17 protein-coding genes and 1 riboswitch are annotated in these 25,969 nt (G+C 58.1%); of the genes, 8 read left to right on the forward strand and 9 right to left on the reverse strand.

Going from position 1 to position 25,969, the window contains the following annotated elements; all coding sequences use genetic code 11:
• Positions 1-252 precede the first annotated feature (252 nt).
• Positions 253-2,397, reverse strand: coding sequence for an ExeM/NucH family extracellular endonuclease (locus GWQ27_RS20415; RefSeq protein WP_275908194.1), 2,145 nt, complete (start codon positions 2,395-2,397; stop codon positions 253-255).
• Positions 2,398-2,693: 296 nt separating this feature from the next.
• Positions 2,694-2,779, forward strand: a riboswitch (cyclic di-GMP riboswitch).
• A gap of 148 nt (positions 2,780-2,927) precedes the next feature.
• Between GWQ27_RS20415 and GWQ27_RS20420 the strand changes: the two genes are divergently transcribed.
• A complete protein-coding gene (locus GWQ27_RS20420) occupies positions 2,928-5,927 on the forward strand; it encodes a glycosyl hydrolase family 18 protein (protein WP_275908211.1) in 3,000 nt (999 codons plus the stop codon).
• Positions 5,928-6,221: 294 nt separating this feature from the next.
• On the opposite strand, the gene GWQ27_RS20425 is transcribed toward GWQ27_RS20420, so the two are convergent.
• The 7 genes from GWQ27_RS20425 to GWQ27_RS20455 all read right to left on the reverse strand — a co-directional run bounded on the left by GWQ27_RS20425 (position 6,222) and on the right by GWQ27_RS20455 (position 13,977).
• Positions 6,222-7,457, reverse strand: a complete 1,236-nt coding sequence (locus GWQ27_RS20425; protein ID WP_265462076.1) for a tetratricopeptide repeat protein — start codon at positions 7,455-7,457, stop codon at positions 6,222-6,224.
• An 11-nt stretch (positions 7,458-7,468) separates the two neighbouring features.
• On the reverse strand, positions 7,469-8,104 hold the full coding sequence (locus GWQ27_RS20430; protein ID WP_021139803.1) for an energy transducer TonB: 636 nt from the start codon (positions 8,102-8,104) through the stop codon (positions 7,469-7,471).
• Between the two features lie 15 nt (positions 8,105-8,119).
• A complete protein-coding gene (locus GWQ27_RS20435) occupies positions 8,120-8,527 on the reverse strand; it encodes a biopolymer transporter ExbD (protein ID WP_021139802.1) in 408 nt (135 codons plus the stop codon).
• Between the two features lie 62 nt (positions 8,528-8,589).
• Positions 8,590-9,117, reverse strand: a complete 528-nt coding sequence (locus GWQ27_RS20440) for a MotA/TolQ/ExbB proton channel family protein (RefSeq protein WP_159167082.1) — start codon at positions 9,115-9,117, stop codon at positions 8,590-8,592.
• Positions 9,118-9,127: 10 nt separating this feature from the next.
• Entirely contained in the window at positions 9,128-10,501 is a 1,374-nt protein-coding gene (locus GWQ27_RS20445) for a MotA/TolQ/ExbB proton channel family protein (RefSeq protein WP_275908195.1), read from the reverse strand.
• The gene (locus GWQ27_RS20450) at positions 10,498-11,262 is read right to left on the reverse strand and encodes a DUF3450 domain-containing protein (protein ID WP_059113173.1); all 765 of its coding nucleotides are present in this window, start codon (positions 11,260-11,262) and stop codon (positions 10,498-10,500) included. Before GWQ27_RS20450 ends, GWQ27_RS20445 begins: the two co-directional genes overlap by 4 nt.
• A 108-nt stretch (positions 11,263-11,370) precedes the next feature.
• On the reverse strand, positions 11,371-13,977 hold the full coding sequence (locus GWQ27_RS20455) for a TonB-dependent receptor (protein ID WP_275908196.1): 2,607 nt from the start codon (positions 13,975-13,977) through the stop codon (positions 11,371-11,373).
• Between the two features lie 746 nt (positions 13,978-14,723).
• On the opposite strand from GWQ27_RS20455, the gene GWQ27_RS20460 reads away from it, so the two are divergent.
• From GWQ27_RS20460 to GWQ27_RS20480, 5 genes are all read left to right on the forward strand, one after another.
• Entirely contained in the window at positions 14,724-15,749 is a 1,026-nt protein-coding gene (locus tag GWQ27_RS20460; protein ID WP_345893577.1) for an ABC transporter permease subunit, read from the forward strand.
• Positions 15,750-15,959: 210 nt separating this feature from the next.
• Complete coding sequence (locus GWQ27_RS20465; protein WP_275908197.1) at positions 15,960-17,003, forward strand: ABC transporter permease subunit; 1,044 nt, start codon at positions 15,960-15,962, stop codon at positions 17,001-17,003.
• Positions 17,004-17,153: 150 nt separating this feature from the next.
• Positions 17,154-18,971, forward strand: coding sequence for an extracellular solute-binding protein (locus GWQ27_RS20470; RefSeq protein ID WP_275908198.1), 1,818 nt, complete (start codon positions 17,154-17,156; stop codon positions 18,969-18,971).
• Between the two features lie 25 nt (positions 18,972-18,996).
• On the forward strand, positions 18,997-19,992 hold the full coding sequence (locus GWQ27_RS20475) for an ABC transporter ATP-binding protein (protein ID WP_275908199.1): 996 nt from the start codon (positions 18,997-18,999) through the stop codon (positions 19,990-19,992).
• The gene (locus GWQ27_RS20480) at positions 19,989-20,990 is read left to right on the forward strand and encodes a dipeptide ABC transporter ATP-binding protein (RefSeq protein WP_275908200.1); all 1,002 of its coding nucleotides are present in this window, start codon (positions 19,989-19,991) and stop codon (positions 20,988-20,990) included. Before GWQ27_RS20475 ends, GWQ27_RS20480 begins: the two co-directional genes overlap by 4 nt.
• A gap of 723 nt (positions 20,991-21,713) precedes the next feature.
• On the opposite strand, the gene GWQ27_RS20485 is transcribed toward GWQ27_RS20480, so the two are convergent.
• Positions 21,714-23,165, reverse strand: a complete 1,452-nt coding sequence (locus GWQ27_RS20485) for an aminoacyl-histidine dipeptidase (RefSeq protein ID WP_275908201.1) — start codon at positions 23,163-23,165, stop codon at positions 21,714-21,716.
• Positions 23,166-24,096: 931 nt separating this feature from the next.
• Between GWQ27_RS20485 and gpt the strand changes: the two genes are divergently transcribed.
• On the forward strand, positions 24,097-24,564 hold the full coding sequence (gene gpt / locus GWQ27_RS20490) for a xanthine phosphoribosyltransferase (RefSeq protein ID WP_005317860.1): 468 nt from the start codon (positions 24,097-24,099) through the stop codon (positions 24,562-24,564).
• 110 nt (positions 24,565-24,674) lie between these two features.
• Positions 24,675-25,943 (forward strand): esterase FrsA, encoded by a 1,269-nt coding sequence (frsA, locus tag GWQ27_RS20495; RefSeq protein ID WP_275908202.1) that lies wholly within the window; start codon positions 24,675-24,677, stop codon positions 25,941-25,943.
• Positions 25,944-25,969: the final 26 nt, after the last annotated feature.

The raw sequence follows: 25,969 nt of genomic DNA on the forward strand, positions 1-25,969 counted from the left end.
AATCTGCTCGACCAGCGCCAGTTTAAAAGTCAGCGAGTAATCGCGCTGTGTCCGTTTCACACCTTGTCCCATCGGGCTCTCCGTTTATGTGGGGGAAAGGTGTAAACCATATTCAGGACGGGACAGGTGCAACGAAAGAGGCCCGGCATTTGCCGGGCCTCTTTTCTATCAGGCTCATGTTGCGTCCGGCCGCCTCCTGCCCGTAAAAAAGCCCGCATCGCAGCGGGCTTTTGGCGTGATGGCAAAGCCGCATCAGTTGCGGCGACGACGCCAGGCCAGGGGCAGCAGGGCCAGCAACAGGGCGCTTATGGCACCACCACCGCCGTTGCTCTCTTCCTTCAGCTTGAGGTCGACGATGATGGGATCATGATCAGAGGCGCTGAACGGATTGTCGGACTTGATCATGTCACCGGTGAAGCCACGGCCATATTCGAACAGGTTGCTCTCGAACGAATTGATGTGCCAGTCGGCGACCGCGACTACCTTGCTGGCCAGTGCCGGGTTGGCGAGGGCATAGTCCAGGGTACCGAGTTCGGCCTCGTAGCTGTAGGAGATGGCCTTCTCCTTGTTGAACCTGACATTCATATCGATCAGGCCATAGCTCTTGCTCACTTCGCTGCCGGTCTGCTCATAGACTTGCTCGCCGAGGAAGGTCCGGGAGGCCGAGACTATCTTGCGCTGGCCCTCGGTCGGCACATAGTCGGTCAGCACCCGGATCGCATCTTCCCTGGCGTAGGAGTTGAGGTCACCCACCAACATGACCATACCCGGCAGCGTGTTCACCGCTTCGCCCAGCACCTTGGCAGCACTGACCCGGAACTCGGTACACTTGCCCTGCAGATCGGCGGGCTCCTTGCCATCCAGGTTCTCCAGGCAGCCGGAACCCTTGGATTTGAGGTGGTTGACCACCAGGGTCAGCGGCTCCTTGCTGCCCTCGACGGTGAAGCTCTGCACCAGGGAGTCACGCTGGGAGGCCTGTTTCTCGACTCCTTTCGCATCCTGGTATTTCTGTACCGGCAGCGTGATGACGCTGGCATCCCCCTGCGGCGTCAGCTTGGCGGGCCGGTAGATCATGGCCACCATGATGGCGTCGCCGCCGAAGAAGCGCTCGTCGCCAAGCAGCGCCTTGGGCAGGGCCACGAAGGTGTACTGTTTGTCAGCTTCCTTCTGTTGGGCGTTGAGGCTTTGCACCAGATCACTGATGGCGGAGTGGCTGTCAAAGCCGTTGTTCTCCATCTCCATCAGGCCGAGCAGATCGGCATCCATCTCAGTGATGGCGTTGACTATCTTGGCGCGCTGTTTCTGGAAGTCCTCCAGGTTTTTGGCGCCGCGGTTGCAGCCCTTGGCGCTGTCCGCATCCACCTGATCCTTGCACAGCACATTAAGGGCCCCCCCCACGCTGGAGTGGCTGGTGAAGTAGTTGAGCACGTTGAAGCTGCCGATACGCAAGTCGGTGCCATCGGCACGGGCCGGTGCGCTCTGGCGATCGTTATCGCCGGTGCGCAGCAGATCGCCGGCGGTGATCACCTGATCCTGCGGCACTATCAACCGGTACTCGTTGTAGCTGTAACCCACCAGCGCATCCAGATTGACCGGGGCATCGCCGATGCGCAGATAACCCTGCTCCGGATCCCAGCCCGGCAGCCAGGGCAGTTTGCCATCGGCGGCTTTGAAGTCAGATTCGAGGAATACCCGGTTGTTGGCATTGGCCCTGGCCAGCGCCTTGGCTTCTTTACTGTCGGCGGCATGCAGCTGGGTCGGCTTCATCAGCGGTGCCTGGTGTGACAGCACCAGATTGTTGCGTTTGGCGGCGTAGTCATAGCTGAAGTTGCGGCTTACCTTGAGCGCGCTGTCGGCATCGAGGCGTACCCGCATCCCTTCGTGACGCTCCAGCGCCCGGGCTAGGGTCTCGTTTTCCAGTACCCGCAGCGGCACGGCGGCAGGCACAGAGCCCTGAGCGAGAACCTGCAGACGCGGGGCGCCGCTGTCAACGACCGGCTTGAGCTGGGTGTGGTTGTAGTACTCCTCGACCTTGGCCTCCAGACAGACTTCGGCACCCGGCTTGATGTCCGGGTACTTGCTGGCGAAGTTTTTGTCGTTGAGGTAGACGAAGATGCCATCCGACGTCTGGGGATTGTCATCCCCTTGCAGATCCTGCAGGTAGAAACCCTTGTTGAGGCTCTCACCAAGTGCCGTGACCACCGCCTTGACCGTGACGCTCTGGGCGCTTTCGAACTTGCCATCGGGGATGAGGGGACTCTTGCCACCAATGCCCTGAATGACGGGGATGGGGGTGAGGGCACTGTCAGCCGGGCAGCTGAAGCTGGCGGCATGGACGGACGGGGACGCGAGCGCAAGCCCCACGGCCAGCGACAGCAGGGTACGTGTTCCTTTCATAACGATTCCTTTTTTATTTTTTGCCAGTGTTTCCATAGCCTTGGCACCTTGACCAAGGGCGCGCATTGTCACATTTCTGGCACGTCATACCAGTGAGCCAACGCACATTACCGGGATGCAAATGAGGGCAGTGCTGGTTTTTTTGACCTGACTAACGTTATGAAATTAATGACAAAATCATTAATTCACTGTTCTCGGGAAAGTGTGATCTGGCTTGCATCCACATATTTTTCTTCGAGAATGAAGATTGAGACTCTGCTGGTTGATTCCTATACTCGGCTTGTTCCTCACGGAACCCAGGTAAAGGGCAAACCGGTCGAAATGCCGGGACGCAATGCCTCCGGTCTCCAGATCAGTCGATCCAGATAGCGGGGCTTCCCAGGGTGAAGGTGGTGTTTGTGGCACGTCCATTGCCAGTTGTCTGCTCCCATCACGCCGGTTGCGCTTGTTCTTTGCCCTGGTGACCAATGCCAAGACAAAACAAGGAAGATAACAATATGCAACAGACCTTAAGGCCCAGCAGACTTGCCATGCTGGTGGCCCTGGCTGCCATGCCCGCTTGGGTACAAGCCGCTTATCCCGCCTATCAGGCCGGCACCGCTTACAAGGCTGGCGATGTGGTCAGCAACGCAGGCGCTCTCTACGAATGCAAAGAATTTCCCTACTCCGGCTGGTGCGGGGCATCCCCCTATCACTATGCCCCCGGTGTGGGTGCAGTCTGGGCTGATGCCTGGAAGCTGTTCAACGACGGCGGCACGACTCCGGGCCTTGGGCTGGCAATCAGTTCGCCCGCTCTTGGTAGCGTTTTCAACGAAGGTGTACCCGTGGCCCTGGCGGTCACCCTGAGCGGCAACAGCAGCGCCCTGGTCAAGGTCGAGTATCTGATCGATGGTCAGCAGGTGGCGGTGAGCAGCGGGGCCCCCTGGTCGGCCAGCTGGGTCGCTACCGGTGTCGGCCCCCATCAACTCAAATCTCGTGGGTTGGACAAGGATGGCACTGTGCTGAGCGAGGCGGATGCCAGCTTCAGCGTCAACGCCGTGGTCGCGCCAGAGGCGCCCGGGGTGAGCATCAGCAGCCCGGTCAGCGGCGCCAAGGTAACCCTGGGGCGCAGCGTGGCGGTCAGTGGCAATGTCACCGATGCCAACAATGACGTGGCCAGGGTCGAGCTCTATGTGGATGGCAAGAAAGTCGGTGAAGACGTCAGCGCCCCCTGGCAGGTGAGCTGGACGCCCCAGAGCAAGGGGGCTGCCGCCCTCAAGCTGGTAGCGACCGACAAGGAAAATCTGGTGGGCGAGTCTGCCCAGGTCGATGTGCAGGTGGAAGAGGCGGCGCTGCCGCCCACCGGTGGCAACCTCTCTTGTGACATTCGCCAGATCTATCGCCCGGACGGTTACGAGTGCATGGGGGATGACCACGCCCGCCGGGTGATCGGTTACTTCACCTCTTGGCGCACTGGCAAGAATGGCCTGCCCGCCTACCTGGTGAACGACATCCCCTGGGACAAGCTCACCCACATCAACTACGCCTTCGCGGCTGTGGACGAGCAGAGTCACCAGATCAAGGTGGATGATGCGGCCACCAAGTTGACCTGGGACGGGGTGCCGGGCGCCGAGATGGATCCCGAATTCGCCTATCAGGGCCACTTCAACCTGATCTCCAAGTACAAGAAGCAGTATCCGGACGTGAAGACCCTTATCTCGGTCGGAGGCTGGGCCGATACCCGCGGCTTCTACACCGCCACCACCAAGGGCGACTGCTCGGTCAACACAGCCGGCATCAACGCCTTTGCCGATTCGGCGGTGAGCTTTATCCGCCAGTACGGTTTCGATGGGGTGGATGTGGACTACGAGTACCCCACCTCCATGAAGGATGCAGGCAACCCCAACGACTTCCCGCTCTCCAACCAGTGCCGTGCCAAGCTGTTTGCCAACTACGAGGTGCTGATGAAGACACTGCGGGCGCGGCTCGACAATGCTGGTACCGAGGATGGTCGCAAGTACATGCTGACCATAGCCTCACCGGCGTCAGCTTACCTGCTGCGCGGCATGGAGAACTTCCAGGTCACCCAGTATCTGGATTATGTCAACCTGATGACCTATGACTTCCACGGTGCCTGGAACCACTTTGTCGGTCACAACGCGGCCCTGTTCGACAACAATGCCGATCCCGAACTCTCCCACTGGGGCGTATACAATCAGGCCCAGTTTGGCGGTATCGGTTACCTCAACGCCGCCTGGTCGGCCCACTACTTCCGCGGTGCGCTGGCGGCCGGCAAGATCAACGTGGGTGTGCCCTATTACACCCGCGGCTGGCAGGGGGTGAGCGGTGGCAGTCACGGTCTGGGTGGCAAGGCTGCCCTGCCGAGCCAGAACGAGTGTCAGCCGGGCACCGGTGGCAGTACGATTCCGTGCGGCAATGGTGCGGTCGGCATCGACAACATCTGGCATGATCTGGACAAGAACGGCAAGGAGATCGGCGGTGGCGCCGTGCCCATGTGGCATGCCAAGAACCTGGAGCACGCGGCCAGCCTGGGCATCACCACGCTGCCGAGTTACGGCACGGCCTGGGGTCTGGACCCCAACAATCCGGCCCACGTGATGCAGGGCAAGTATGTGCGTTACTACGATGACAAGGCCCATGCGCCCTGGCTCTGGAACGAGGAGAAGAAGGTGTTCCTCTCCACCGAAGATGAAGAGTCCATGGGTCACAAGCTGGACTACATCATCAAGCGCGGGTTGGGTGGCGTCATGTTCTGGGAGATGGCGGGGGACTACGCCTTCGATCCGGCCAAGAACGAGTACGGCATGGGCAGCACTCTGACGACTCTTGCCTACGAGAAGTTTGCCAAGGCAACTCCGTACAACAACAAGCAGAATGATCTGGCCGCGCCGAGTGCCCAGCTCGACATCCAGGTCAGCCTCTCCGGCTTCAAGGAAGGAGACTCCAACTACCCGATCAACCCGAAACTCAAGCTGGTCAACAAGTCGACCCAGACCATTCCGGGCGGCGCTCGCATCGAGTTTCTGATGCCGACGTCCACCTCTGACACCATCACGGATCAGAGTGGCATGGGGCTGAAAGTGGCGGAGAGCGGTGGCAACGACAACTCGGAGGGCATTGCCAACGAGAAGGACTTCCACAAGGTCGCCATGAACCTGCCGAGCTGGCAGACCCTGGCGCCGGGCGCTGAAGTTGAAGTCGCCATGACCTACTACCTGCCCGCAGCCGGCGTGCCGAGTGGCATGCGTATCATCAGCGGCAGCCAGACCATAGGTCTCAAGGCTGAGTTCCCGACCCTGCCAGAGGCCGTACTGGGCTCGGGAGGTGGCGAGAACCCGGGCGGCACCAGCTGCAGCAGCCAGAACGTCAATCCGGCGGCCTACAAGGCCTACCCGACTTGGCCGCAAGGTGATCACGCAGGTGGTGGCGATCGCATTACCCATAACAAGGCGGTGTGGCAGGCCAACTGGTGGACCAGCAGCGAGCCCAAGGCGACCGATGGCAGCTGGAAGCTGGTATGCAGTTACTGATGGCGCAACGGAGCGGGCGCGGCCGACACCCTCAGAGGTGAGGTAATGCCCGTATCCATGAATGACCCAATCCGGAGCCCAGGCTCCGGATTTTTTATGACGGCAGATATAAAGAGGAGGTCGCAGATATAAAAAAGACCGCTCCGAAGAGCGGCCAATTGCCACCAAGGCAAGCGGTGGGGCGAACCCCTTGTGGTATGAAACGGGGGCGGTGAGGGCGCCCGCACCCGTTTCGCGTCATTGAGCCTTGACCTCGACCCGGGAGTGAATGGCCTGAGCCGGTGCGCTCGGTGCTTACTGCGTGACTGCCTCTCCCTCTTGCTCCTTGAGGAAGCTGATCCAGGGGGCAGCGCGACCGCTGACGTTGCCATTCTGTGCAGCCTGGGTGAAGGCACTCAGTGCCTCCTTCGGCTTTTTCTGCTCAAAATAGGCGACACCGGTCAGGAACTTGAGATCCGCCCGCTGTTCGCCACTGGCATTGGCTGCCGGTTTGGCGGCCAGGGCCACCAGATCCTGATAGCGTTTGCTCTGGATCATCATGCGCGCCATCTTGAGCTGCAGCTCGGCACTGGGGGCCATCTGGTAGGATTTGGCCAGGGTATCGATGGCCGGATCCAGCTCCTTGGCCTGATGCCAGTAGTTGGCCAGTGTCTTGTAGTTGGCTGCACTGTTCTCTATGCTCCCATCCTTCATCGCCTTCTCCATCACGCGTGCCGCGCGGTGGGGAATGCCGGCGAAGGCCAGGTAGTTGGCGAGGCGCTGCAATTCGGCCGACTCGGTCAGCATGCCGAGGTTGTAGGCCGATTCGAGCGCCGCCAGCGCCTTGGCATCGTTGCCCGCCTGCATGTGCATGGCGGAGAGCTGGGTCCAGTACTTCTTCTTCTCCGGGAACTTGTCCACCAGGGCAGTCAGCACCTCCGTGGCCGGCTTGTACTGTTTCAGCTCGTAGTGCGCCGCCATCTTGAGCAGATACCAGGACTCCGGCGCCTTGCCCGCCGACAGCTTGATAGCCTGATCCACCGCAGGTATGGCCTCTCGATACTGCTTGAGCTGCACATGGGCGTTTGCCAGGGTGATGTAGGCGTGCGGGGTCGGTTTCTCATCCTTGCCCAGACTCGCAAACCACTGGTTCATGGTGCTGATGGAACCCTTGAAGTTCCCCTCCGCCATATAGAGCTGTGCCAGGTTGTAGCGCACCTGCTGTGCCACGGGTTGTGGCAGGCCGCCGGTGGCGATGGCCTCGGCGAAGTACTTGGTCGCCTGACCGTATTTTTCCTGCTGTGCGGCCACGAAGCCGAGGGTCTGCAGTATCACCCCCTTGTCGTAGACCCGCTCGCCAGCACCGGACAGCGCCTCCTGCAGCTTGCCATTGGCCTCGCCGTATTTCTTCTCTGTGATCAACTCCTGCGCCTTGTTGACCGCGCGATAGGCGCGATCCGACAGGGCTGGTTGCTCGGCGGCCCAGCTGGCGGTGCTGAGCAGCACCGCCATGGCAACCGGGGCGAGGATCAGGGTGTGTAACTTTTTCATCGCCACCTTCCTTAGTTGGTCGCAAACTCGATTTCTTGCTGCATGCGACTGGCTTGCGGCTTGCCGTCCACCATGGCCGGCTTGAAGGTCCATTTGGTGATGGTCTTGCGCGCGGCCTTGCCGAGGTCATAGCTGCGCGGCTCTTCCTTCACGATGCGGATATTGCTGACGGTGCCGCGTTCGGTCACGGTGAACTCCACCAGAACCTTGCCGGAGGCGAGCCCGGCCAGCGCCGCCTTGCGGGGCATCATGGGTTCGAAGGTCGCCAGTGGAATGGCACCGTTGTTGCCACCCATACCGCCACCACCGCCGCCCGTGCTGTAGGCACCGAGGGCGTTGCCGCCCCCTATGTTGACCGGCAGGTCGAGTTTGGGCATGTCCATGGGCGAGCTTTCCATCTTGGGCCTGTCCGTACTGGCCACTTCCATCTCGGGAGGGGGTGGCGGGCGTTTCGGCGGCGGTGGCTTGGGCAGCTCCCGTTGTTTCTCTTGCAGTGTCTCCTGCGGCTTGAGGCGGATGAAGTCGACCATGCTGACGTCTTCTTTTTCCTGCAGCTCGCGCCTGTCCTGGTTGACCAGCTTGTTCATGCCCCAAAAGAGGCCAAACACCACCAGGAAGGCGGCGGCAAAGGATATCAGGTATCTCATAGGTGACCCCTGGCATCAGCCGTCTTTGTTGGCGGCAATGGAGATGTTCTGTACTCCCGCCATGCGGATCTGATCCATCACCTGCACCACGACACCGGAGCGGGATTCAACATCGGCTTGAATGACTACGGCGCCTTCCGGGTTTTCCGCTCTCAGTCGTTCTATGTTGGCGCGAACTGCGCCCACTTCGACCATGCGTTTGTCGACCCAGACCTGACCGTTTTCACGGACTGCGACCATGATGTTGCCTTTTTTCACTGTCTCGGCGGTATTGGCGCTCGGGCGGTTGATCTCAACCCCGGCTTCCTTGACGAACGAGGTGGTGACGATGAAGAAGATCAGCATGATGAACACTATGTCCAGCATGGGGGTCATATCGATCGCCGCCTCGTCTGCGCTGCTTGCGCTGTGACGCTTTCTCATAGCAAAAACTCCTTGCTTGTATCGGGCGGGGAGAGACTCCCCGCCAGCTATCTGTCCCTGACTTATCCGTGTTTCAGACTGTCTTCCAGCTTGTCGACAGCGAGTCGGCCCCTGTGCTCAAGGCGACTGGCGAAGAACAAGCCCGAGAGGGAGGCGACCATGCCTGCCATGGTCGGAATGGTTGCCTTGGAGATACCGGATGCCATCGCTCTGGGGGAGCCGGTGCCAGTGATGGCCAGGGTGTCAAACACCTGCACCATGCCGACCACGGTTCCCAGCAGCCCCATCAGGGGACAGAGTGCGATCAACACCTTGATGACCGGCATCCCCTTGTCCACGGCCAGCGCCACCCGGGAGACCAGCTCACGCCGGATCTGCTTGGCAGACCAGGAGAGATGATCCTGGCGTGCCTGCCAGGTTTGGTGTGTCCCTTTCGCCTGCTGCGGGTAGACAGTCAGAAAATAGATCCAACGTTCCAGCAGCAGGGCCCACATCAGCAGAGTGAGGAAGAAGATGGCAACCAGCACATCTCCTCCCATTCCCAGGAAGCGGCGAATGGACTCCGCTTCTTCTATCAACCAGAACCACATGGGAGACTCCTTACGCTGCGGCTTTGGAGGCGTGCAGGCTTTCCTGATAACGGGCGACGAAACCGGCACTCTGCTCTTCCAGGATCTGGATCAGACGGCGGCTCTGGGTCTGTACCAGGGTATAGAGGAACAGCATGGGCACGGCGACCACCAGACCTTGCATTGTGGTGACCAGCGCCTCTGAAATACCCCCCGCCATCAGCTTGGGATCGCCGGTACCGAACAGGGTAATGGCCTGGAAGGTGGCAATCATGCCGACCACTGTACCCAGCAGGCCCAGCAGCGGCGCCACCGAGGCGATCAGCTTGATGATGCCGACACCTTTCTCGAGCTTGGGCACGTTGCGCAGTATGATTTCATCCAGTTTGGATTCCAGATCCTCTATGTTGTCACCACGGTGGGTCTCATAGGCCGTCAGCATGTCGGCCAGCGGGTTGCCCTTGATCACCTTGTCGGACTTGAGCTGCTTGCGCATGGCGCCGCCGATCAGGGAGAGACGAGCACCGCAGAACAGGGCGATCAGCACGCCGATGGCACCCAGCGCCAGGATCACATAGCCTACTGCGCCACCCTGATCGATACGCTCGCCCAGTGTCGGTGATTGCACCAGCAGAGAGAGGATCACACCCCGTGACGGGTCAATATAGATGGGGTTGAGGCCATCGCCGCCCTGTTCAAAGTCAGCGATCGGTGAGGTGATCTTGCTGTCAGGTTGACGGGAGAGCTGTTCGAACTTGCCGGTTTCCGGCACAAAGTTCAGGTACTTGCCTTCCAGAACTGTGTTGAACTCACCGATCTGGGTGACTGTCTTGTCTGCCTGGTTGCCTTCGCCATACACAACCGTTGCCGGTATATGGCTCACCTTGCCACCATCGACCATGCGGCTGAGGGTCGCGGTCCAGAAGGCTTCCAGCTCTTCGCTGGAGGGCAACTCCTTGCTCTCTGCCAGTTTGGTCAGCAGTTCGGATTGCTCCGGATGCAGGATCCGCATGGGCGATGCATGGAAAATGCCCTTGAACTCACCGGCAAACTGGCGCACTACCCCGAACATCTCACCCATGTTGCCAGAACGCTGGCGCAGGGTGTCGGTCAGCTCGGTCAGCTGCTTGTCATTAGCATCGAAGGTGGCCTTGAGCTGCTCACCCTTGGCGGTTTCGGCGGCGAGCTCGGCCTTGGCCTTGGCCAGCAACGCAGTCTGCTGGTTCTTGTCGGCCAGGAAGCGGGCTTCCCGTTCCTTGTTGAGCTGGGATTCGCTCAGGCTGGAGGCCTTGACCTGGTTCAGCAGGGCGTTCAGGTCCACCGGTTTCTCGGCGGCAGTCACCGGCAGGGTGAACAGGGTAGCTCCCGCAATCAGGGAGGCAATGGCGAGTTTGATTCCTTTCATGATGCTTTCTCCGCAGTTTGTACCGGCAGCTTGATCAGCGCGGGCGGTGCCTGCTTCTTGGCGATACGCAAGCCCTGTTCGACTGCACTGCGATACTCTTGTGGCAAGGCTTCCCACTGGCGGGTCTGCTTGTTCCAGACTCCTGTTTCCATGCCGTCCGGGGACTGGTAGAGCAGGGCGATGCGGCCCACCCGCAGGAATTCGTAGGTTTTCTCGCTGCCATCCTTGTCCAGACTGGCCTTGTAGGCCTCTATGGTGCGGCTGAAGCCCTCCTCGATCTGATAGGCCTCCAGGATCTTGCGGTACTTCTCGGAGATGGTGACATCGGCCCGGTTCATCAGGTCGGTCAGGGCCGCCACGCGGTCCTCCCGCTCGACCTTCTGGAACGGCAGATCCAGCGATACAAATTGCTCGAGGGAGTCGATCATCTTGAGCATCAAGGGCACCACTTCGGTGCTGGTCTGATCGATCTGGGCAATCTGGCGCTGCATCGAGGCCAGCTCGCTGGCCTGGGAATCGACCATCTTGCCCACTTGTTCGTTGTAAGCGCGCAGGCTGTCCGCCTGGCGCAGGGCTGCCTTGTACTGGGCCAGGGCAGACTCGGCAGATTCGGCGTAGGTGTCGATCTTCTGCTGGGAAACTTTGGATGCATTGTCGGTGGCGGCTTGAGCGTCCACTGCCTGACCGGCAGAAGCGGCACTCAGATTGAAGCTGGTCAGCAAGGCAGCGGATACCAGGCTGCCGAGGAGCGCTTTCTTCATTTTAATAGTCCTTGTCTTCATAGGATTACCCTATCTCCGTAACTTCCTTGGACGTTGGGCAAAGCCGGCCCGACCGGGCCGGCTTGAGTCGTATATCAACGGGGTTGATCAGAACTTCTGGGTGTAGTCGAGGTAGTAGATGCGACCATCGATGCTGTACACGTCTTCGTCATAGGTGAAACCATCGCTTTCCAGTGACGGGGCCGCGTTGAACATGTTCTTCACGCCGACCTGGATCTTGCCATCCCAGGGGGCTTCCACGCCGACGTTCAGGTTCCAGGTAGTCTGGGACGCAATGTGACCCACTTCAGCACCGGTATCGGCGATGTAGTCCTGGCTCTGGGAGTCGATGTAGCTGGCGCTCAGGTAGGTATCCATGTTCCACCACTGGGGCACATTGACACCGACACCCGTGTTGAAGCGCAGCTGTGGCTTGCCGTTCTGCCCGATCTTGTCGATGACAGGACCACCGGCATACAGACCTTCCTTGTACTCCAGGATATAGGTACCACCGAAGTCATAACGCACCGTCGCCATGTTCAGGTCGTACTTGTAGTCCGCCTTGAAGTCCAGGCCGCTGGTGTTCAGCTCGCCCAGGTTGACCATGGGGGCGGTGCCCTGTTTGATTTTGCCCTGGCTGTTACGCACTATGTTGCTGGAGCTGCCGGTGTTCAGCTCGTCATAGATGATGGACTGAAGTGAGTTCAGCTGGATGACATCGGTGATCTTGATGGTGTAGTAGTCCAGCGACAGATTCAGATCATCCAGCGGGCTGTAGGCCACACCGAAGTTCCAGGTATCAGCTGTCTCTTCTTTCAGGTTCTCATTGGCAGTACGGATGGTCGTGTATTGCTGGTTCGGGCATGCTGCAGCCGAGATACCGTTTGCTGCGCAATAGACATAATCCTTGGCCCAGTCGGCAGACTCGGAGTCTGCAGAGTAGAGGTCGCTCAGGCTGGGAGCACGGAACGAACGGGACCAGGAGGTACGCAGCATCAGGTTGTCCAGCGGCTGGTAGCGCAGGCTGGCCTTGGGCGAGAAGGCGCTGCCAAAGTCACTGTACTTGTCATAACGACCGGCGACGTTGAGCTCAACCTCGTCCGTGATGGGGACCAGTGACTCGATATAGGCAGCGGTCACATCCCTTACTCCACCGGAGGAGTTGCCCGCTGAGCCTATGATGTTGCCAGCTTCTGACTGGGCATCGTACTTGTCGACGTAGACCCAGTCATTGTACTCGGCGCCTGCGTACCAGCTGACCGGCCCGGCCGGCAGTTCGCCCATGTCCCACTGGACACCGGCATACCACTGGTAGAAGTCCATGGTGGAGCGGCGGCTGGTGTCGGCGGCCATGGAGGCCGTGGTGGAGGCATCAAACTCGCCACCGACGAACTTGCCATCTTCGACCGCCTTCTGGGCGGCGGACTTCAGTACATAACCGGTGCCATTCTCCTTGTTGTCGGTCTTGGAGTACATGTAACCGGCGTTCCACTGCATGTCACCGACGCTCTCGGTGGCTAGGGTGCCTTCAAAACCCAGGTTCATGCTGCCAGTGGTGTCTGTAACCAGATTGTCACGGGTTCCGACGTTGCTGAAGCGATAGTAGGCATAGGCCGCCTCGCCCAGGCCCTGAGTGGCTGCGGCATCCAGGCCGTTGTCGGTGAAAAACTTGGCGTTTTTCGGGTTGGCAGGATCTATGGTGAACACCCCTGCCGCGGGTGCAAAGCGACCGAAACTCTCGACCCGGGAGCCGATGATCTGGGGCACGAAGTCGACGTTGTCGTTGATATGATAACGACCATTCAAATAGAGAGTGTCACGGCTGCGGGAGGCAGTAGTGGCAGCAACCTGACCGTAGTTGAAGTTGCAGCCGCCTTCAAAATTGGTAAATGGCTCCTTGCAGGTGCCGTTTGCATTGGTTGCACCCGCCAGCGGGCCATATTTCCAGATGGGGTCGCCATTGCCATCCAGGCCAGTGATCCCTTCCACGTTGCGTCCATAGGCGCTGGGAGAGTCGTTGCCCTGCTTGGAGAGATAGTCGCGATCACGGCTGTAAATGACGTCTTTTTTGTCGTGCTCATAGACCGCCATCAGGGAGCCTTTTTCACCGGCGACACCGGCGACGATGGAGCCACTCTTCTCATCCCCCCCTTCTTCGGTCGGGCTGCCGATGCGGCCCTGGAAGGTCAAGCCCTCATACCCTTCCTTGAGCACCACGTTGATGACACCGCCGATGGCATCGGAGCCATAGATGGCTGAGCCGCCATCCAGGTTCACTTCCACCCGCTCGACTGCTGCCATAGGGATGGTGTTGAGGTTGATGGCGGAACCCCCCATGGTGGGAGAGCCAGCAATACGCTTGCCGTTCAACAGTACCAGAGTGCGATCGGAGCCGAGGCCGCGCAGGCCTACTGTTGCCTGGGATTGAAAAGAGCTGCCGGAGGCGGGGGATACACCACCGAAGGAGTTGTAGGAGGCTTGTTTCAGGTAATCGGCCACTGTCTGCTGACCAGATTGCTCTATCTGGGCCTTGCTGACGGAGACAACAGGGGTGGCGCCTTCCACATCGACGCGGGAGATACGTGAGCCGGTCACCTTGATTTTTTGCAGCTTTTCGACGTTTTGGCCTTCTTCGGCCAAGACAGGGGTGGTCATAACTGCCGCGCTCGCCAAGGCAAACGCTACGGCAGCAGAGAGTCTGCTTTTCCTAAGCATCGCTTATATCCTTCCTGGTTGTTTTTTGTTTGCTTCCATACCGCCCTCGTTGGAGCGATGCGTAAGGCTTATCAATCTTTGGCTGGTGACGTCAATGGAGCAGGGGAAAAGCAGAGCGCCAAGTGCAAGCTGAGTGCAATAAGAGGAGTGTGTTATTTTTGTGGCGTTTTCTTAGTGAATAATCCTATGAATAACATTCAAAGCAATGTGAAAATTTTGTTAAATGCCTTTTGTGTCGCCTAACTAAAAAGTGATGAACTTATTATTAATGCTGATGTCTGTTTGTATCTTGTTTTGTGAAAATGAGAAAAAAAAGGAGGAAACACTGTTTTCGTGGCGATAGATGCCATTGGTAGTTACCCGTAGAACAATATAGAGGTGTTGTGTTGACATCGTTTTCAGTTCGGCAGACTGGAAGATAAAGCCATTTAAATTCATGTGGTTGGCTTTTCTTTAATAGCAGTTAAACAACTGTTTATTGTTTTTAAAATTTAATTGATAGCCAGCGTTTTGTTTTGATTTTTCTTTTTTAAATAAAAAACGTCATTTTCTTGCGGCTTTTACACCAAGTGGCCATTTCCATCGGTTTTACCCTTTCTTGTACTTGATTTTTGTTGCAGAGCTTTTACAGTGACCGAGCGGATTGTCTGCCAATAAACAGACTATCCAGTGAGTAATGCCAGGAAGGACAGGCAGGTCATCGGAATTGACTAGCCACACAAGAACAACAAGGACGAGGTTTCACCATGCTGTCGTATTTCTTACGTCGGATGCTTTTGATCATCCCGACGTTTCTCGGTATCACCCTGCTCGTCTTCTCCATCACCCGTTTCGTGCCGGGCGGCCCGGTCGAACGCATGCTGTTGCAGGCTCAGGTCTCACAGAATGAGACCGGGCGATCCAGTGGTAGCAAGGGGGCTCAGGCGCTCTCCGATGAACAGATCGAGGAGTTGAAGGCATTTTACGGGCTGGACAAGCCCATGCTGGTCGCTTATTGGGAGTGGCTGCAGAAGCTGGCTGTGCTGGATCTGGGGGAGTCGACCCGCTACTACGAGCCAGTATGGGGTCTGATAAAGGACAAGCTTCCCGTGACGGCCTTTTTCGGGTTGGCGACCTTTCTGCTCAGTTATGCGGTATCAATACCGCTCGGGGTTGCCAAAGCCCTCAGGCATAACAGCCGCTTTGACTCTTTAAGCTCAATGCTCATTTACATGGCCTATGCACTGCCCGCTTATGTGGTGGGGATCTTCCTCATCACAGTGTTCGCCTTCCATCTGGAGTGGCTGCCCATGGGCGGTTTTCCGGGGGACGACTTTGAATACATGGAGAGCAGCTGGGATCAGGTCCGCACCGTCTTTGCCCATGCCCTTCTGCCGCTCATCGCCTACGCCATCGGGGATTTCGCCATCCTGACCATGACCATGAAAAACAGCCTGATGGAGAATCTGTCGGCGGATTATGTGCGTACCGCCGTGGCCAAGGGGTTGCCGTTTCGCAAAGCGGTCACCGACCACGCCATGCGCAACAGCCTGATCCCCATCGCAAGTCACTTGGGGTCTGTGCTCACTGTTTTCTTCGGCGGCTCCTTCCTCATCGAGACCATTTTCAACATCGACGGTATAGGCCTGCTTGGCTACGAGGCGATCGTCGAGCGGGATTACCCCACCGTCATGGGCATTCTGGCCATCACCTCCATGTTGATGCTGGTGGGCAATATCGTTTCCGATATCTGTGTCGCTTTTGTTGACCCCCGCGTGCGGTTTGGAGAGTGAACGTGAACCAGAACTCTCTTGTCATGCCGATGCTGATATCACGCCATGTCGTTTCCGATATCTGTGTGGCCCTTGTTGACCCCCGCGTGCGGTTTGGAGAGTGAACATGAATCAGAACTCTCTTGTCATGCCGATGCTGATATCACGCCATGTCGTTTCCGATATCTGTGTGGCCCTTGTTGACCCCCGCGTGCGGTTTGGAGAATAACCATGAATCTCAACCCGGTTACGCTGAAAAAACTCAAGCGCTTCAAGTCGATCAAGCGCGGCTACTACTCCTTTGTCATCTTCACCATGCTGGTGCTGCTCTCCCTGCTGGCGGAGCTGCTGGTCAACAGCCGGGCACTGATGGTGAGCTATCAGGGCCAGCTGCACTTCCCCACCTATGGCGATGTGATCCCAGGCCAGCACTTCGGGCTCGATTACGAGTACGAGACCAATTACCGCCAGCTCAAGGCCAAGTTTGGCGCAGAGGGCCAGGGCGACTGGGTGCTGTTGCCGCCGGTACCCTGGAACCCCTACGAGCAGGATTTCAAGGAGGATGCCTACCCGCCCTATGCTCCGAGCATGGCTGAGCGCCACTTCCTCGGCACCGACACCAGCGGTCGCGACGTGCTGGCGCGGCTGGTCTACGGCTTTCGCATCGCCATCGGCTTTGCCTTTATCGCGCTGGCGGCCAGTTATGCCATAGGGGTCACCATAGGCTGCATGATGGGGTTCCTCGGCGGGCGCTTTGACCTCATCCTGCAACGCTTTATCGAGATCTGGTCCCAGGTGCCGTTTCTCTACGTCATCATGATCCTGGTGTCGCTGGCCAAGCCCAACTTCGGCCTCTTTGTCGGCATCAACGTGCTGTTTGGCTGGATGGGGATCACCTGGTACATGCGTACCCTCACCTACAAGGAGCGGGCGCGAGACTATGTGATGGCGGCGCGGGCCCAGGGGGCCACCACCAAACGCATCATCTTCAACCACATACTGCCCAATACCCTGATGATGATCGTCACCCTGGCGCCGTTTGCCGTGGTGGGCAACATTTCCACCCTGACGGCGCTGGATTATCTGGGCTTTGGCCTGGCGCCACCGACCCCAAGCTGGGGTGAATTGCTCTCCCAGGGCATCAACAATCTGGATGCCATCTGGATCGTGAGCTCAGTGGTGGCGGCGGTGAGTCTGGTGCTGATCATGGTCTCCTTTATTGGCGAGGCGATCCGCGAGGCGTTTGACCCGCGCAAATTTACCCGTTATCAGTGACGAAGTCGGCGCCACATCGCGTTGGTATACGTTGGCTACGAACAGTAATTAATGAAGGGCGGGCTGCCACCACAGGCGGACCCGGGAGCAAGGGATAAACCCGTTATCAATCAAGACCCCCAGTGCAGGGGCTAGACTTGGAAGTCAAACATGAACAATAAAATCAAATGGATAGGTGCTCTTTTTCTACTGGTGAACGGATCCTGGGGTTGGGCCGCCAGTCTGCCCGCAGATCTCAAGTGGGAGACCAATGATACTGACCCGACATTCGCGTCTCCCAAGGCGCTGCCCGGTGGTGCCATCACCATGTTTGTCGACAGCTTTCCCCTGACGTTTCGCACCGTGGGGCCGGACTCCAATGGTTCGTTCCGCTCCTATATTCTGGATAACCAGCTGCGACTCATCAGTTTTCACCCCAATACCGGCAATCCCATACCATCGCTGGCGACTCATTGGGCCATAGCACCAGACAGCCAGACCGTCTATTTCAAGCTGGATCCGCGTGCCAAGTGGTCCGATGGCAAGCCGGTTACCGCCGATGACTACACCTTCGGCTACGAGATGATGCGCTCCAAACACATCAAAGGGCCTTGGTTCAACAACTACTACACCACGGAAGTGGTGGCGGTAGACAAAATTGATGCCCACACCATTCTGGTCAAGGCGGGCAGCCGCAAGGCCAAGCTGGACCTGCTCAACACCACTGAGCTGTGGCCTCAGCCCAAGCATTACTACAAGCTCACGCCCAACTGGGTGAAGCAGTACAACTGGGCCGTGGTCCCGACCACGGGTCCCTATGTGATGAGCGAGGTCAAGAAGGGCAAGTCCATCACCTTCAGCAAGCAGCAAGACTGGTGGGCCAAAGACGATCGTTTCAACCAGCACAGATTTAATATCGACACCATCAAGGTGCAGGTGATCCGGGATCACAACATAGCGTTTCGCCACTTTCTGAAGGGGGAGCTCGATACCTTCGAGATGATCCTGCCCAACTGGTGGCATGAAAAAGCGGTCACCCCAGAGTACAAAAAGGGGTACGTGCAAAAGGTGATGGCCATGACCGATACCAAGCAGGGGGGGCAGGGGGTACACCTCAATGTCAGTAACCCCAAACTGTCGGACGTGAATGTGCGCCTTGGCATTCAGCATGCCATGAACCTCGACAAGATGATCGAGACGGTACTGCGTGGCGATTATGACAGGGCGACCACTTTCGGCTCGGGTTTCGGTGACTTTACCGACATGTCACTGCCAAGCCGGGCTTATGATATCACCAAGGCACGGGAGTACTTCGCCAAGGGCGGCTATGGTAAGCAGGGGCCGGACGGCATCTTGCAAAACGACAAGGGCGAGCGGCTGACCCTGGCGCTCACCTACACCACCCAGGAGCATTCCAAGAGACTGACTGTGCTCAAAGAGGAAGCCAAGAAGGCGGGCCTGGATCTGGAGCTCAATCTGGTGGATGGCGCCACCGGCTTCAAGGTGATGCTGGAGAAGAAACACGAGGCAGCCTGGCTCGGTTGGGGCGGCGGTGGTCTCTATCCCCAGTATTGGGAATCCTTCCACTCGGCCAACGCCAACAAGCCCCAGACCAACAACTTGTTCAACGTGGCTGACAAGGAGCTCGACACTCTGATCGACGCTTACAACATAGAGTTCGACATGGCCAAGCGGGCCGGGATTTCCCGTCAGATCCAGCAGCGCATCTATGATCTCGCCATTTTCGTGCCCGGGGTGCAGCTCAACTATGTGCGGGCCAGCAGCTGGCGCCATGTGATGCTGCCCGAGGTGCCTGCCACCAGAAATACCCCGGATCTGCTCTACTGGCCCATGGATGGCTACCCCCACAGCAGCGGCGGCCTGCTCTGGCTCGATCCCAAGGTGAAGGAAGAGACCCTGAAAGCCAAGGAGGCAGGAGAGGCGCTGGCGCCCATCAACCTGCTCGACAAGACCTATGCACATCATTGATGCCATTGAGAAGGGAGCGGCTGTTATGCCAACCATACAGGCTCCCATCCTCGAGGTAAGCGATCTCGAGGTGGAGTTCGCCGTCGACGACGGCAAAATAAAAGTACTCGATGGGGTCAGCTTCTCTGTGGCCCCGGGCCAGACTCTGGGGATAGTCGGCGAGTCCGGTTGCGGCAAGAGCGTCACCTCCCTCGCCATCATGGGGCTCTTGCCCAAGCCCCATGGTCAGGTGGTGGCGGGTTCCATCCGCTTTCAGGGAGAGGAGTTGCTCACCCTGGCGCCGGATCAGATGTACAAGGTTCGCGGCAACCGTATTTCGATGATCTTTCAGGAGCCGATGACGGCGCTAAACCCGGTGCAGACGGTGGGTGATCAGCTGATGGAGGTGTTTCGCCTCCACAGGCCGGAGTACAGCAAGGTCCAGCGCAAGGAAGCGGCTATCGCCATGCTGCAACAAGTGGGAATACCTGAGCCAACCCAGCGCTTTGCCGTCTACCCTCACAATCTGTCGGGTGGTATGCGCCAGCGGGTGATGATTGCCATGGCGCTCTCTTGCGAGCCGGACCTGCTCATCTGTGACGAGCCGACCACGGCGCTTGATGTGACCATCCAGGCCCAGATCCTGGAGCTGATGAAAGAGCTGCAGGCCCAGACGGGCATGGCCATCATCTTCATCACTCACGACCTTGGTGTGGTGGCGGAGCTCTGCGACGAGGTGGTGGTGATGTACGCCGGCCGGGCGGTGGAGCAGGCCGATGTCTTTGAGCTGTTTGACAGTCCGCGCCATCCCTATACTCATGGTTTGATGAGCTCAATCCCTCGGCTGGAAGATGTGCCCAAGAGCCTGCTAAAGACCATCAAGGGTCAGGTGCCCGCCCTGCACGAGATGCCGGCCGGGTGTCGTTTTTCCAATCGCTGTCCACACGCCACCGAGCTCTGTGTGATCGCCATTCCGGCGACTGAACAGCTCAATCCCCGCCATGGGGTTGCCTGTCACCATTGGAAGGAGCTGGCCGTATGAACACGCTTTTATCCGTGCGGGATTTGAAACAGCACTTCCGGCTGGGCGGTGGCTTTTTGCGCAAGCACTACACCGTTTATGCGGTGGATGGCATCAGTTTCGATCTGAAACAGGGGGAGACGCTTGGGCTGGTAGGGGAGTCTGGTTGTGGCAAGTCCACCCTGGGTCGTTCCCTGCTCAAGCTGTTCGAGCCGACTGCCGGCACCATCAGTTTCGAGGGGCGGGATATCACCAAGCTCTCGACCAGAGAGATGCGTTCCCTGCGCCAGGAGATGCAGATGGTGTTTCAGGATCCTGCAGAATCCCTCAATAGCCGCCATACGGTGGGCCAGATCCTGGAAGAGCCCTTCATCATCCACGGCAAGGGCGACAGCCAGCAGCGGCGAGAATGGGTATTGGCGCTGCTGGACAAGGTCGGTTTGCCGAAAAGTGCGGTGGATCGCTACCCCCACGAGTTCTCCGGCGGCCAGCGCCAGCGCATCGGCATCGCCCGCGCCATCGCCCTCAAGCCCAAGCTGCTGGTGTGCGACGAGGCCGTATCGGCCCTCGATGTGTCGGTGCAGTCCCAAATCGTCAACCTGCTGCTCAACCTGCAGCGGGAGATGAACCTCGCCATCATCTTCATCGCCCACGACCTGTCGGTGGTGAAACACATCTCGGATCGCATTGCCGTCATGTATTTAGGAAGGATTGTCGAGCTGGCGGATGCGCAAACCCTCTACCTGTCCCCTCGCCATCCCTATACCCAGGCGCTGATCTCGGCCATTCCGGTACCGGATCCGCGCCGTCGCAACCAGCGCATCCTGCTGACCGGCGATGTACCTTCTCCCATATCGCCGCCCAGCGGCTGCCACTTTCATCAACGCTGCCCCCATGCCACGGATCTGTGCCGCAATACGGCACCGAGCCTGCAGATTTGTGATGGGGATGCCCATGAGGTGGCATGCCACCCCCCCTTGCCGGTGGCTGAGGTGGTGCCGTTGGGAAAGGCGGTGTGATGTCGCTGCTGGCGTCACAGCCAGAGGGCAGGGAAGAGAAGCAATAAAAAAATGGGGCCTGTGGGCCCCATCTTCATGGTTGGAGTTCAGGTTTGGCCGTGGAACATCTGGCCAGGGCAGGACAGCGGCCCCGACAAGGGGTGGCTGTTGTACGGATTATAATGTGTGTAATTTTACTACTTTTAATGTGCTTCCTTGATGCATCAGGCACCGTAACGGAAGTAGTACTCACGGGTTGACGGGGCGTAGGTGTCTTTCTCTACGGCGCCTTTTTTGCTGGTTGCACCCTTAAGGTGGAACAATACTGCCAGGTTCTCAAACATATATTCACCTCATCGCTCTGTTATCTAATTGTTGTTTGTGACCTGAGTCACAATTTGATCCTATGGCCTTATGTGATATGGATCAACTTTTTGAGTGGTAAAGTTACATAAATCATGGAAAAGGTTTTCAAACCCAGTTCTGTTCATGGAGACGGTTTCAGAGACCTGCATAGCAGGATGGCGGTATTGGGATGCTCAAACAGATGAAGGGCGGGTGGATCAAAGAAGGGGGGGCTGTAGATGCTCCGATCCGACTCCTCGGGAGTGTGCTGATGCGACTCTGCAGGTGACGGTTGCAAAAAATACCCCGCACTGGGCGGGGTATGAATCATAGGGGGCAGCGGGCTCAACCTGTTCTGCGGAAGATCAGATGTCGATCCCCGCGGATGAATCGGCAGGCTTACTTGGCCGGGATCTGTTCCAGCACATGGACCAGCAGCTGCCAGAAGCGCTCGACGGCCGGGATATGTACCTTCTCGTCCGGTGAGTGGGCGCCACGAATGGTCGGGCCGAAGGAGACCATGTCCCAGTCCGGGTAGGCGCTCTTGAACAGGCCACACTCCAGGCCAGCGTGGATAACCATGACGTTGGGCATCTCGCCGAACAGGGTCTGGTAGCTGTTGCGTACCAGTGCCATGACGGGGGAGTCCACATCCGGCGCCCAGCCAGGATAAGCACCGGTAAATTCACAGCTGGCACCGGCCAGATTGAACAGGGAGCGAGTCATCTGTTCGACGCTCTCGCGACCGGAGTCGATGAGGGAGCGGATCAGGCACTGCACATAGACTTCACCTTCGAGCGTCTTGATGACGCCGAGGTTGGTGGAGGTCTCGGTGACGCCCGGGATGGCATCGCTCATGCGGATAACGCCGTTCGGGCAGGCCATCAGGGCGTCCAGCAGACGGGCCTGCAGGGTCTCGCTCATCAGTCTGGCCGGTTTGTCTTGAGCCGTGAGCAGCACTGTCAGGTTGGCTTCGGTGGCGGTCAGTTCGCTCTGGTAGATACCGGCGTAGCGATCGACCAGGGCCTTGAATTCATTGACGTGAGCAGTGGGCACCAGCAGCCTGGCACGGGCTTCGCGCGGAATGGCGTTGCGCAGGGTGCCGCCGTGGATCTCGGCCAGACGCACCCCCAGTGGCTCTGCAGCCTTGAGCAGGCGTACCAGCAGCTTGTTGGCGTTGCCACGACCGCGGTGGATGTCAACGCCGGAGTGACCGCCACGCAGCCCCTTCACCTGCAATTCAAACCCTTCACCTTCGGTAGTGGCTACCAGCTCCAGCGGGAAGCGAATATTGGCATCCACGCCACCGGCGCAACCCATGTAGACCTCGCCATCCTCTTCCGAGTCGGTATTGAGCAGAATTTCGCCTTCCAGCCAGCCTGCTTCCAGTCCGAATGCGCCAGTCATGCCGGTCTCTTCGTCCGTGGTCAGCAGCACTTCCAGCGGACCGTGCTTGAGGCTCTTGTCGGCCAGCACGGCCAGGCAGCCGGCCATGCCCATGCCGTTGTCGGCACCGAGGGTAGTACCGCGTGCCGTCACCCAGTCACCGTCTATATAGGCATCGATGGGATCTTGGGTGAAATCATGCCGGGTGTCGGCGTTGGCCTGAGGCACCATGTCGATATGGGCTTGCAGCACCACACCCTTGCGGTTCTCCATCCCGGGGGTGGCCGGCTTTTTGATGATGATGTTGCCCACAGCATCTTGCTTGACCGCCAGACCTTCCTCTTGGGCCCACTGCATTATCCAGGCGCTTAAGCGGGCTTCGTGCTTGGAAGGGTGGGGAATGGAGCAGATCTGCTCGAAGAAATGCCAAATCAGTTTGGGAGAGAGAGAACTAAGCTGTGCCACGTCGGGACTCCTTACCAGCAAGGAAAATGATTGGGCCCCATCAACGGGCCGGGGAAGAGGGTAACGATAATACAGTCAATCACACAAAAATGTGAGCGAACAGCGCAAATTGCGGGCGACTTGTGCTGACAATCTGGCGCTTCACAGCGTGCAGCCGATGTGTGAGTGACCAGACCCAGCACAAAAGAAATTATGTGACATACATCACAAAAACATTGTGTTTGTGGCGCCGACTGGTAAATTAGTGACCGTGGTTCGCCACCCGTCAGGATGACGAGGAGTGCCTCCAGGGAACCGAAGCAAAGCAAGTGCGCCTCCATGGAACCGAGTATCTGTTCAAGGATTTGAGCCCGCATTAAAGGTACGTAACTTGTTAAGCAATCAGGAGTTTTACTATGTCTGGCAGCAATTCAACCTATTGGTTTGCCCAATCACTTTATACCCAGGGTTATAGCTACCCGAATCCCTTCGCTTACCGCTAAGCCAGGGGTGCCCCACAGGGGCAACACGCAAGATGCAGCAGCAGGTGAGCGAGGAATCTATCCTCCCCCTGCTATTTTTTTATCTGCAATTGGCGCCAGCGTCTGTTTATGCAGCGCGTGTGGCAGGCCAAAGCCGGATGGCGCGAGCGGGATGACGCAGTTTTTTTCCTGTATTTCGCATACGTTTGCCAGTCAATTTATCCGCAAACGGTGCTATCATTCCGGCCCAACAGCCTGTCTGGGGTCTTTCCTCAAAACGACATGGCCGCCAGCTATGCCCATCCCGCTTTCATTGAATCCGTTTTTGCTGCCGAGGTTCCAGCCCTGAGGCAGCCAACGTGCAAGCCGAATTCGGGAGACAGAGGCGCCAGCATTGACTCAGCCGCGCGTGAACGCGAGGCGATTATTTTTTAAGTAATTGTTTTATATAACTCTTCGAGATCGATAACATGCCGAAAAAATTCTACGTCTCATGGGATAACCTGCAACGTGAAGCGCGCCGTCTGGCCCGTCGTCAACTGCCTGTCAGCCAGTGGAAAGGGATCATAGCGGTTAGCCGTGGTGGTCTGGTGCCCGCCGCGCTGATGGCTCGCGAACTTGGCATCCGTAATGTCGAAACCCTGTGCATCTCCAGCTATGACCACAACAACCAGCGTGATCTGGTGGTGGTGAAGGCTGCCACCACCGCAGGTGATGGTGAAGGCTGGCTGGTGGTGGACGATCTGGTGGATACCGGTGGCACTGCCAAGGCAATCCGCGATCTCTATCCCAAAGCCAAGTTCATCACCATCTTCGCCAAGCCGATGGGTGAGCCGCTGGTGGATGATTTCGAGGTCGCCATTCCGCAAGACACCTGGATTGAGCAGCCATGGGATATGGCGCTGGAATTCGCCCATCCAATCTGCGACGAAGAGTAATCACCATACAGGGCTCCCATCCGGAGCCCTGTTTTTTTGTGGTGTAACTGGCTGCCTAGCGTGAAAAGTGGTTAAGATGGGACCACTGCCTGACAGTATGAGTAATTGATTTGGACTTGAATGATGACCTTAATCTGACCGAAAAGCTTTTCACCCGGGTAAAGAAGGTGCTGGAGACGTCTGAAATCTCCAACAGCAGCCCAGTGGAAGAGCAAGATGCCAATCTGGACGAGACCTTTATCGACGGCTCCATGTCGTCACACTGGTATCGTCTGCTTCGCCGACCCACCTGGGCCTGGCAGGGGGCGGATCCGGTCGAAGTGGAACAGACCCTGGCTTGCATCGCCATGGGAAAGGGTGAGCGCACCCACGAGCGTTACCTGGATACCATCAAGGGATATGTGCCCGGAAACTGGATCTACGAGTGGAGTCTGCTGGCTGGCAGTTACTTCAAGCAGGGGCGGGCACTCGCGGAGCAAGGTGACTCGGCGCCAGCCCTCAAAGATCTGCTCAAGGCGGTACGCTACTACTCCATCGCCAGCTATCCCCATCTCAAGAATGACGAGCTGGCCGATCAGGCTCAGCTGCTTTGCAACATGGCTTACCGCGAGGCTGGCCGTCTGTTCAAGGTCCCCCTCAAAGAGATACAGGTGCCATTTCGTGGCAAGAGCATTCAGGGCTATCTGCATCTGCCGACCATCGACAAACCCGTGCCTCTGGTCATCGTCAGCGGTGGCATAGACTCCTTGCAGGTCGATTTCCTCAGCCTTTACCTCAAGTATCTGGAACCCAACGGCATCGGCATGTTGTCGCTGGATATGCCGGGCATCGGCTATGCCGAACACTGGCCGCTGGTGCAGGACACCAGTCGCCTGCATCAGGCAGTGTTGAACCATCTTTCCGAGGTTGCCTGGGTCGATCATCAGCGCATCGCCATGGTGGGCTTTCGTCTGGCGGGCAATGTGGCGGCACGGCTGGCCTTCATCGAACCGTTCAAACTCAGAACCGTCGTCTGCATCGGTGCCGGCGTCAATCAGGTGTTCACCAATCAGGAGATGTTTGCCCGCTGCCCGCGCATGATGCGCGACGGACTGGCGAACCGCCTTGGGGCCGATGCGGCTCAGTGGGACTTGCTGCGCACCAAGTGCCAGGTATTTTCACTCAAGACGCAAGGATTACTGGGGACTCGCACTTCCGTGCCGATATTAAGTATCGGACACAAGAAGGATTTTATTTGCCCCGAGCAAGATGTACGGGCGTTGGCAGCCGCCAGCCACAATGGCAAGGCGGTGGTGTTCGACAAACAACCCTTGCTGGAGGTGTATGACGAGGCGTTGAAAGAGATGATCGACTGGCTTAAAAAACACCTATGCACATGATTTAGCGCTAAAAACATAACGTCACC

Origin of the sequence: Aeromonas sp. 5HA1, assembly GCF_029237245.1 — a bacterium.
GTDB lineage: Bacteria > Pseudomonadota > Gammaproteobacteria > Enterobacterales > Aeromonadaceae > Aeromonas > Aeromonas salmonicida.

Excerpts from the sequence above, each read along its gene's own strand:
- GWQ27_RS20470 (WP_275908198.1), top strand. The coding sequence starts at position 17,154 with ATGAACAATAAAATCAAATGGATAGGTGCTCTTTTTCTACTGGTGAAC.
- GWQ27_RS20415 (WP_275908194.1), bottom strand. The coding sequence starts at position 2,397 with ATGAAAGGAACACGTACCCTGCTGTCGCTGGCCGTGGGGCTTGCGCTC.
- GWQ27_RS20475 (WP_275908199.1), top strand. The coding sequence starts at position 18,997 with ATGCCAACCATACAGGCTCCCATCCTCGAGGTAAGCGATCTCGAGGTG.
- GWQ27_RS20420 (WP_275908211.1), top strand. The coding sequence starts at position 2,928 with ATGCTGGTGGCCCTGGCTGCCATGCCCGCTTGGGTACAAGCCGCTTAT.
- GWQ27_RS20440 (WP_159167082.1), bottom strand. The coding sequence starts at position 9,117 with ATGTGGTTCTGGTTGATAGAAGAAGCGGAGTCCATTCGCCGCTTCCTG.
- GWQ27_RS20425 (WP_265462076.1), bottom strand. The coding sequence starts at position 7,457 with ATGAAAAAGTTACACACCCTGATCCTCGCCCCGGTTGCCATGGCGGTG.
- GWQ27_RS20455 (WP_275908196.1), bottom strand. The coding sequence starts at position 13,977 with ATGCTTAGGAAAAGCAGACTCTCTGCTGCCGTAGCGTTTGCCTTGGCG.
- GWQ27_RS20460 (WP_345893577.1), top strand. The coding sequence starts at position 14,724 with ATGCTGTCGTATTTCTTACGTCGGATGCTTTTGATCATCCCGACGTTT.
- GWQ27_RS20435 (WP_021139802.1), bottom strand. The coding sequence starts at position 8,527 with ATGAGAAAGCGTCACAGCGCAAGCAGCGCAGACGAGGCGGCGATCGAT.
- GWQ27_RS20445 (WP_275908195.1), bottom strand. The coding sequence starts at position 10,501 with ATGAAAGGAATCAAACTCGCCATTGCCTCCCTGATTGCGGGAGCTACC.
- GWQ27_RS20430 (WP_021139803.1), bottom strand. The coding sequence starts at position 8,104 with ATGAGATACCTGATATCCTTTGCCGCCGCCTTCCTGGTGGTGTTTGGC.
- GWQ27_RS20465 (WP_275908197.1), top strand. The coding sequence starts at position 15,960 with ATGAATCTCAACCCGGTTACGCTGAAAAAACTCAAGCGCTTCAAGTCG.
- GWQ27_RS20480 (WP_275908200.1), top strand. The coding sequence starts at position 19,989 with ATGAACACGCTTTTATCCGTGCGGGATTTGAAACAGCACTTCCGGCTG.
- GWQ27_RS20450 (WP_059113173.1), bottom strand. The coding sequence starts at position 11,262 with ATGAAGAAAGCGCTCCTCGGCAGCCTGGTATCCGCTGCCTTGCTGACC.
- gpt (WP_005317860.1), top strand. The coding sequence starts at position 24,097 with ATGCCGAAAAAATTCTACGTCTCATGGGATAACCTGCAACGTGAAGCG.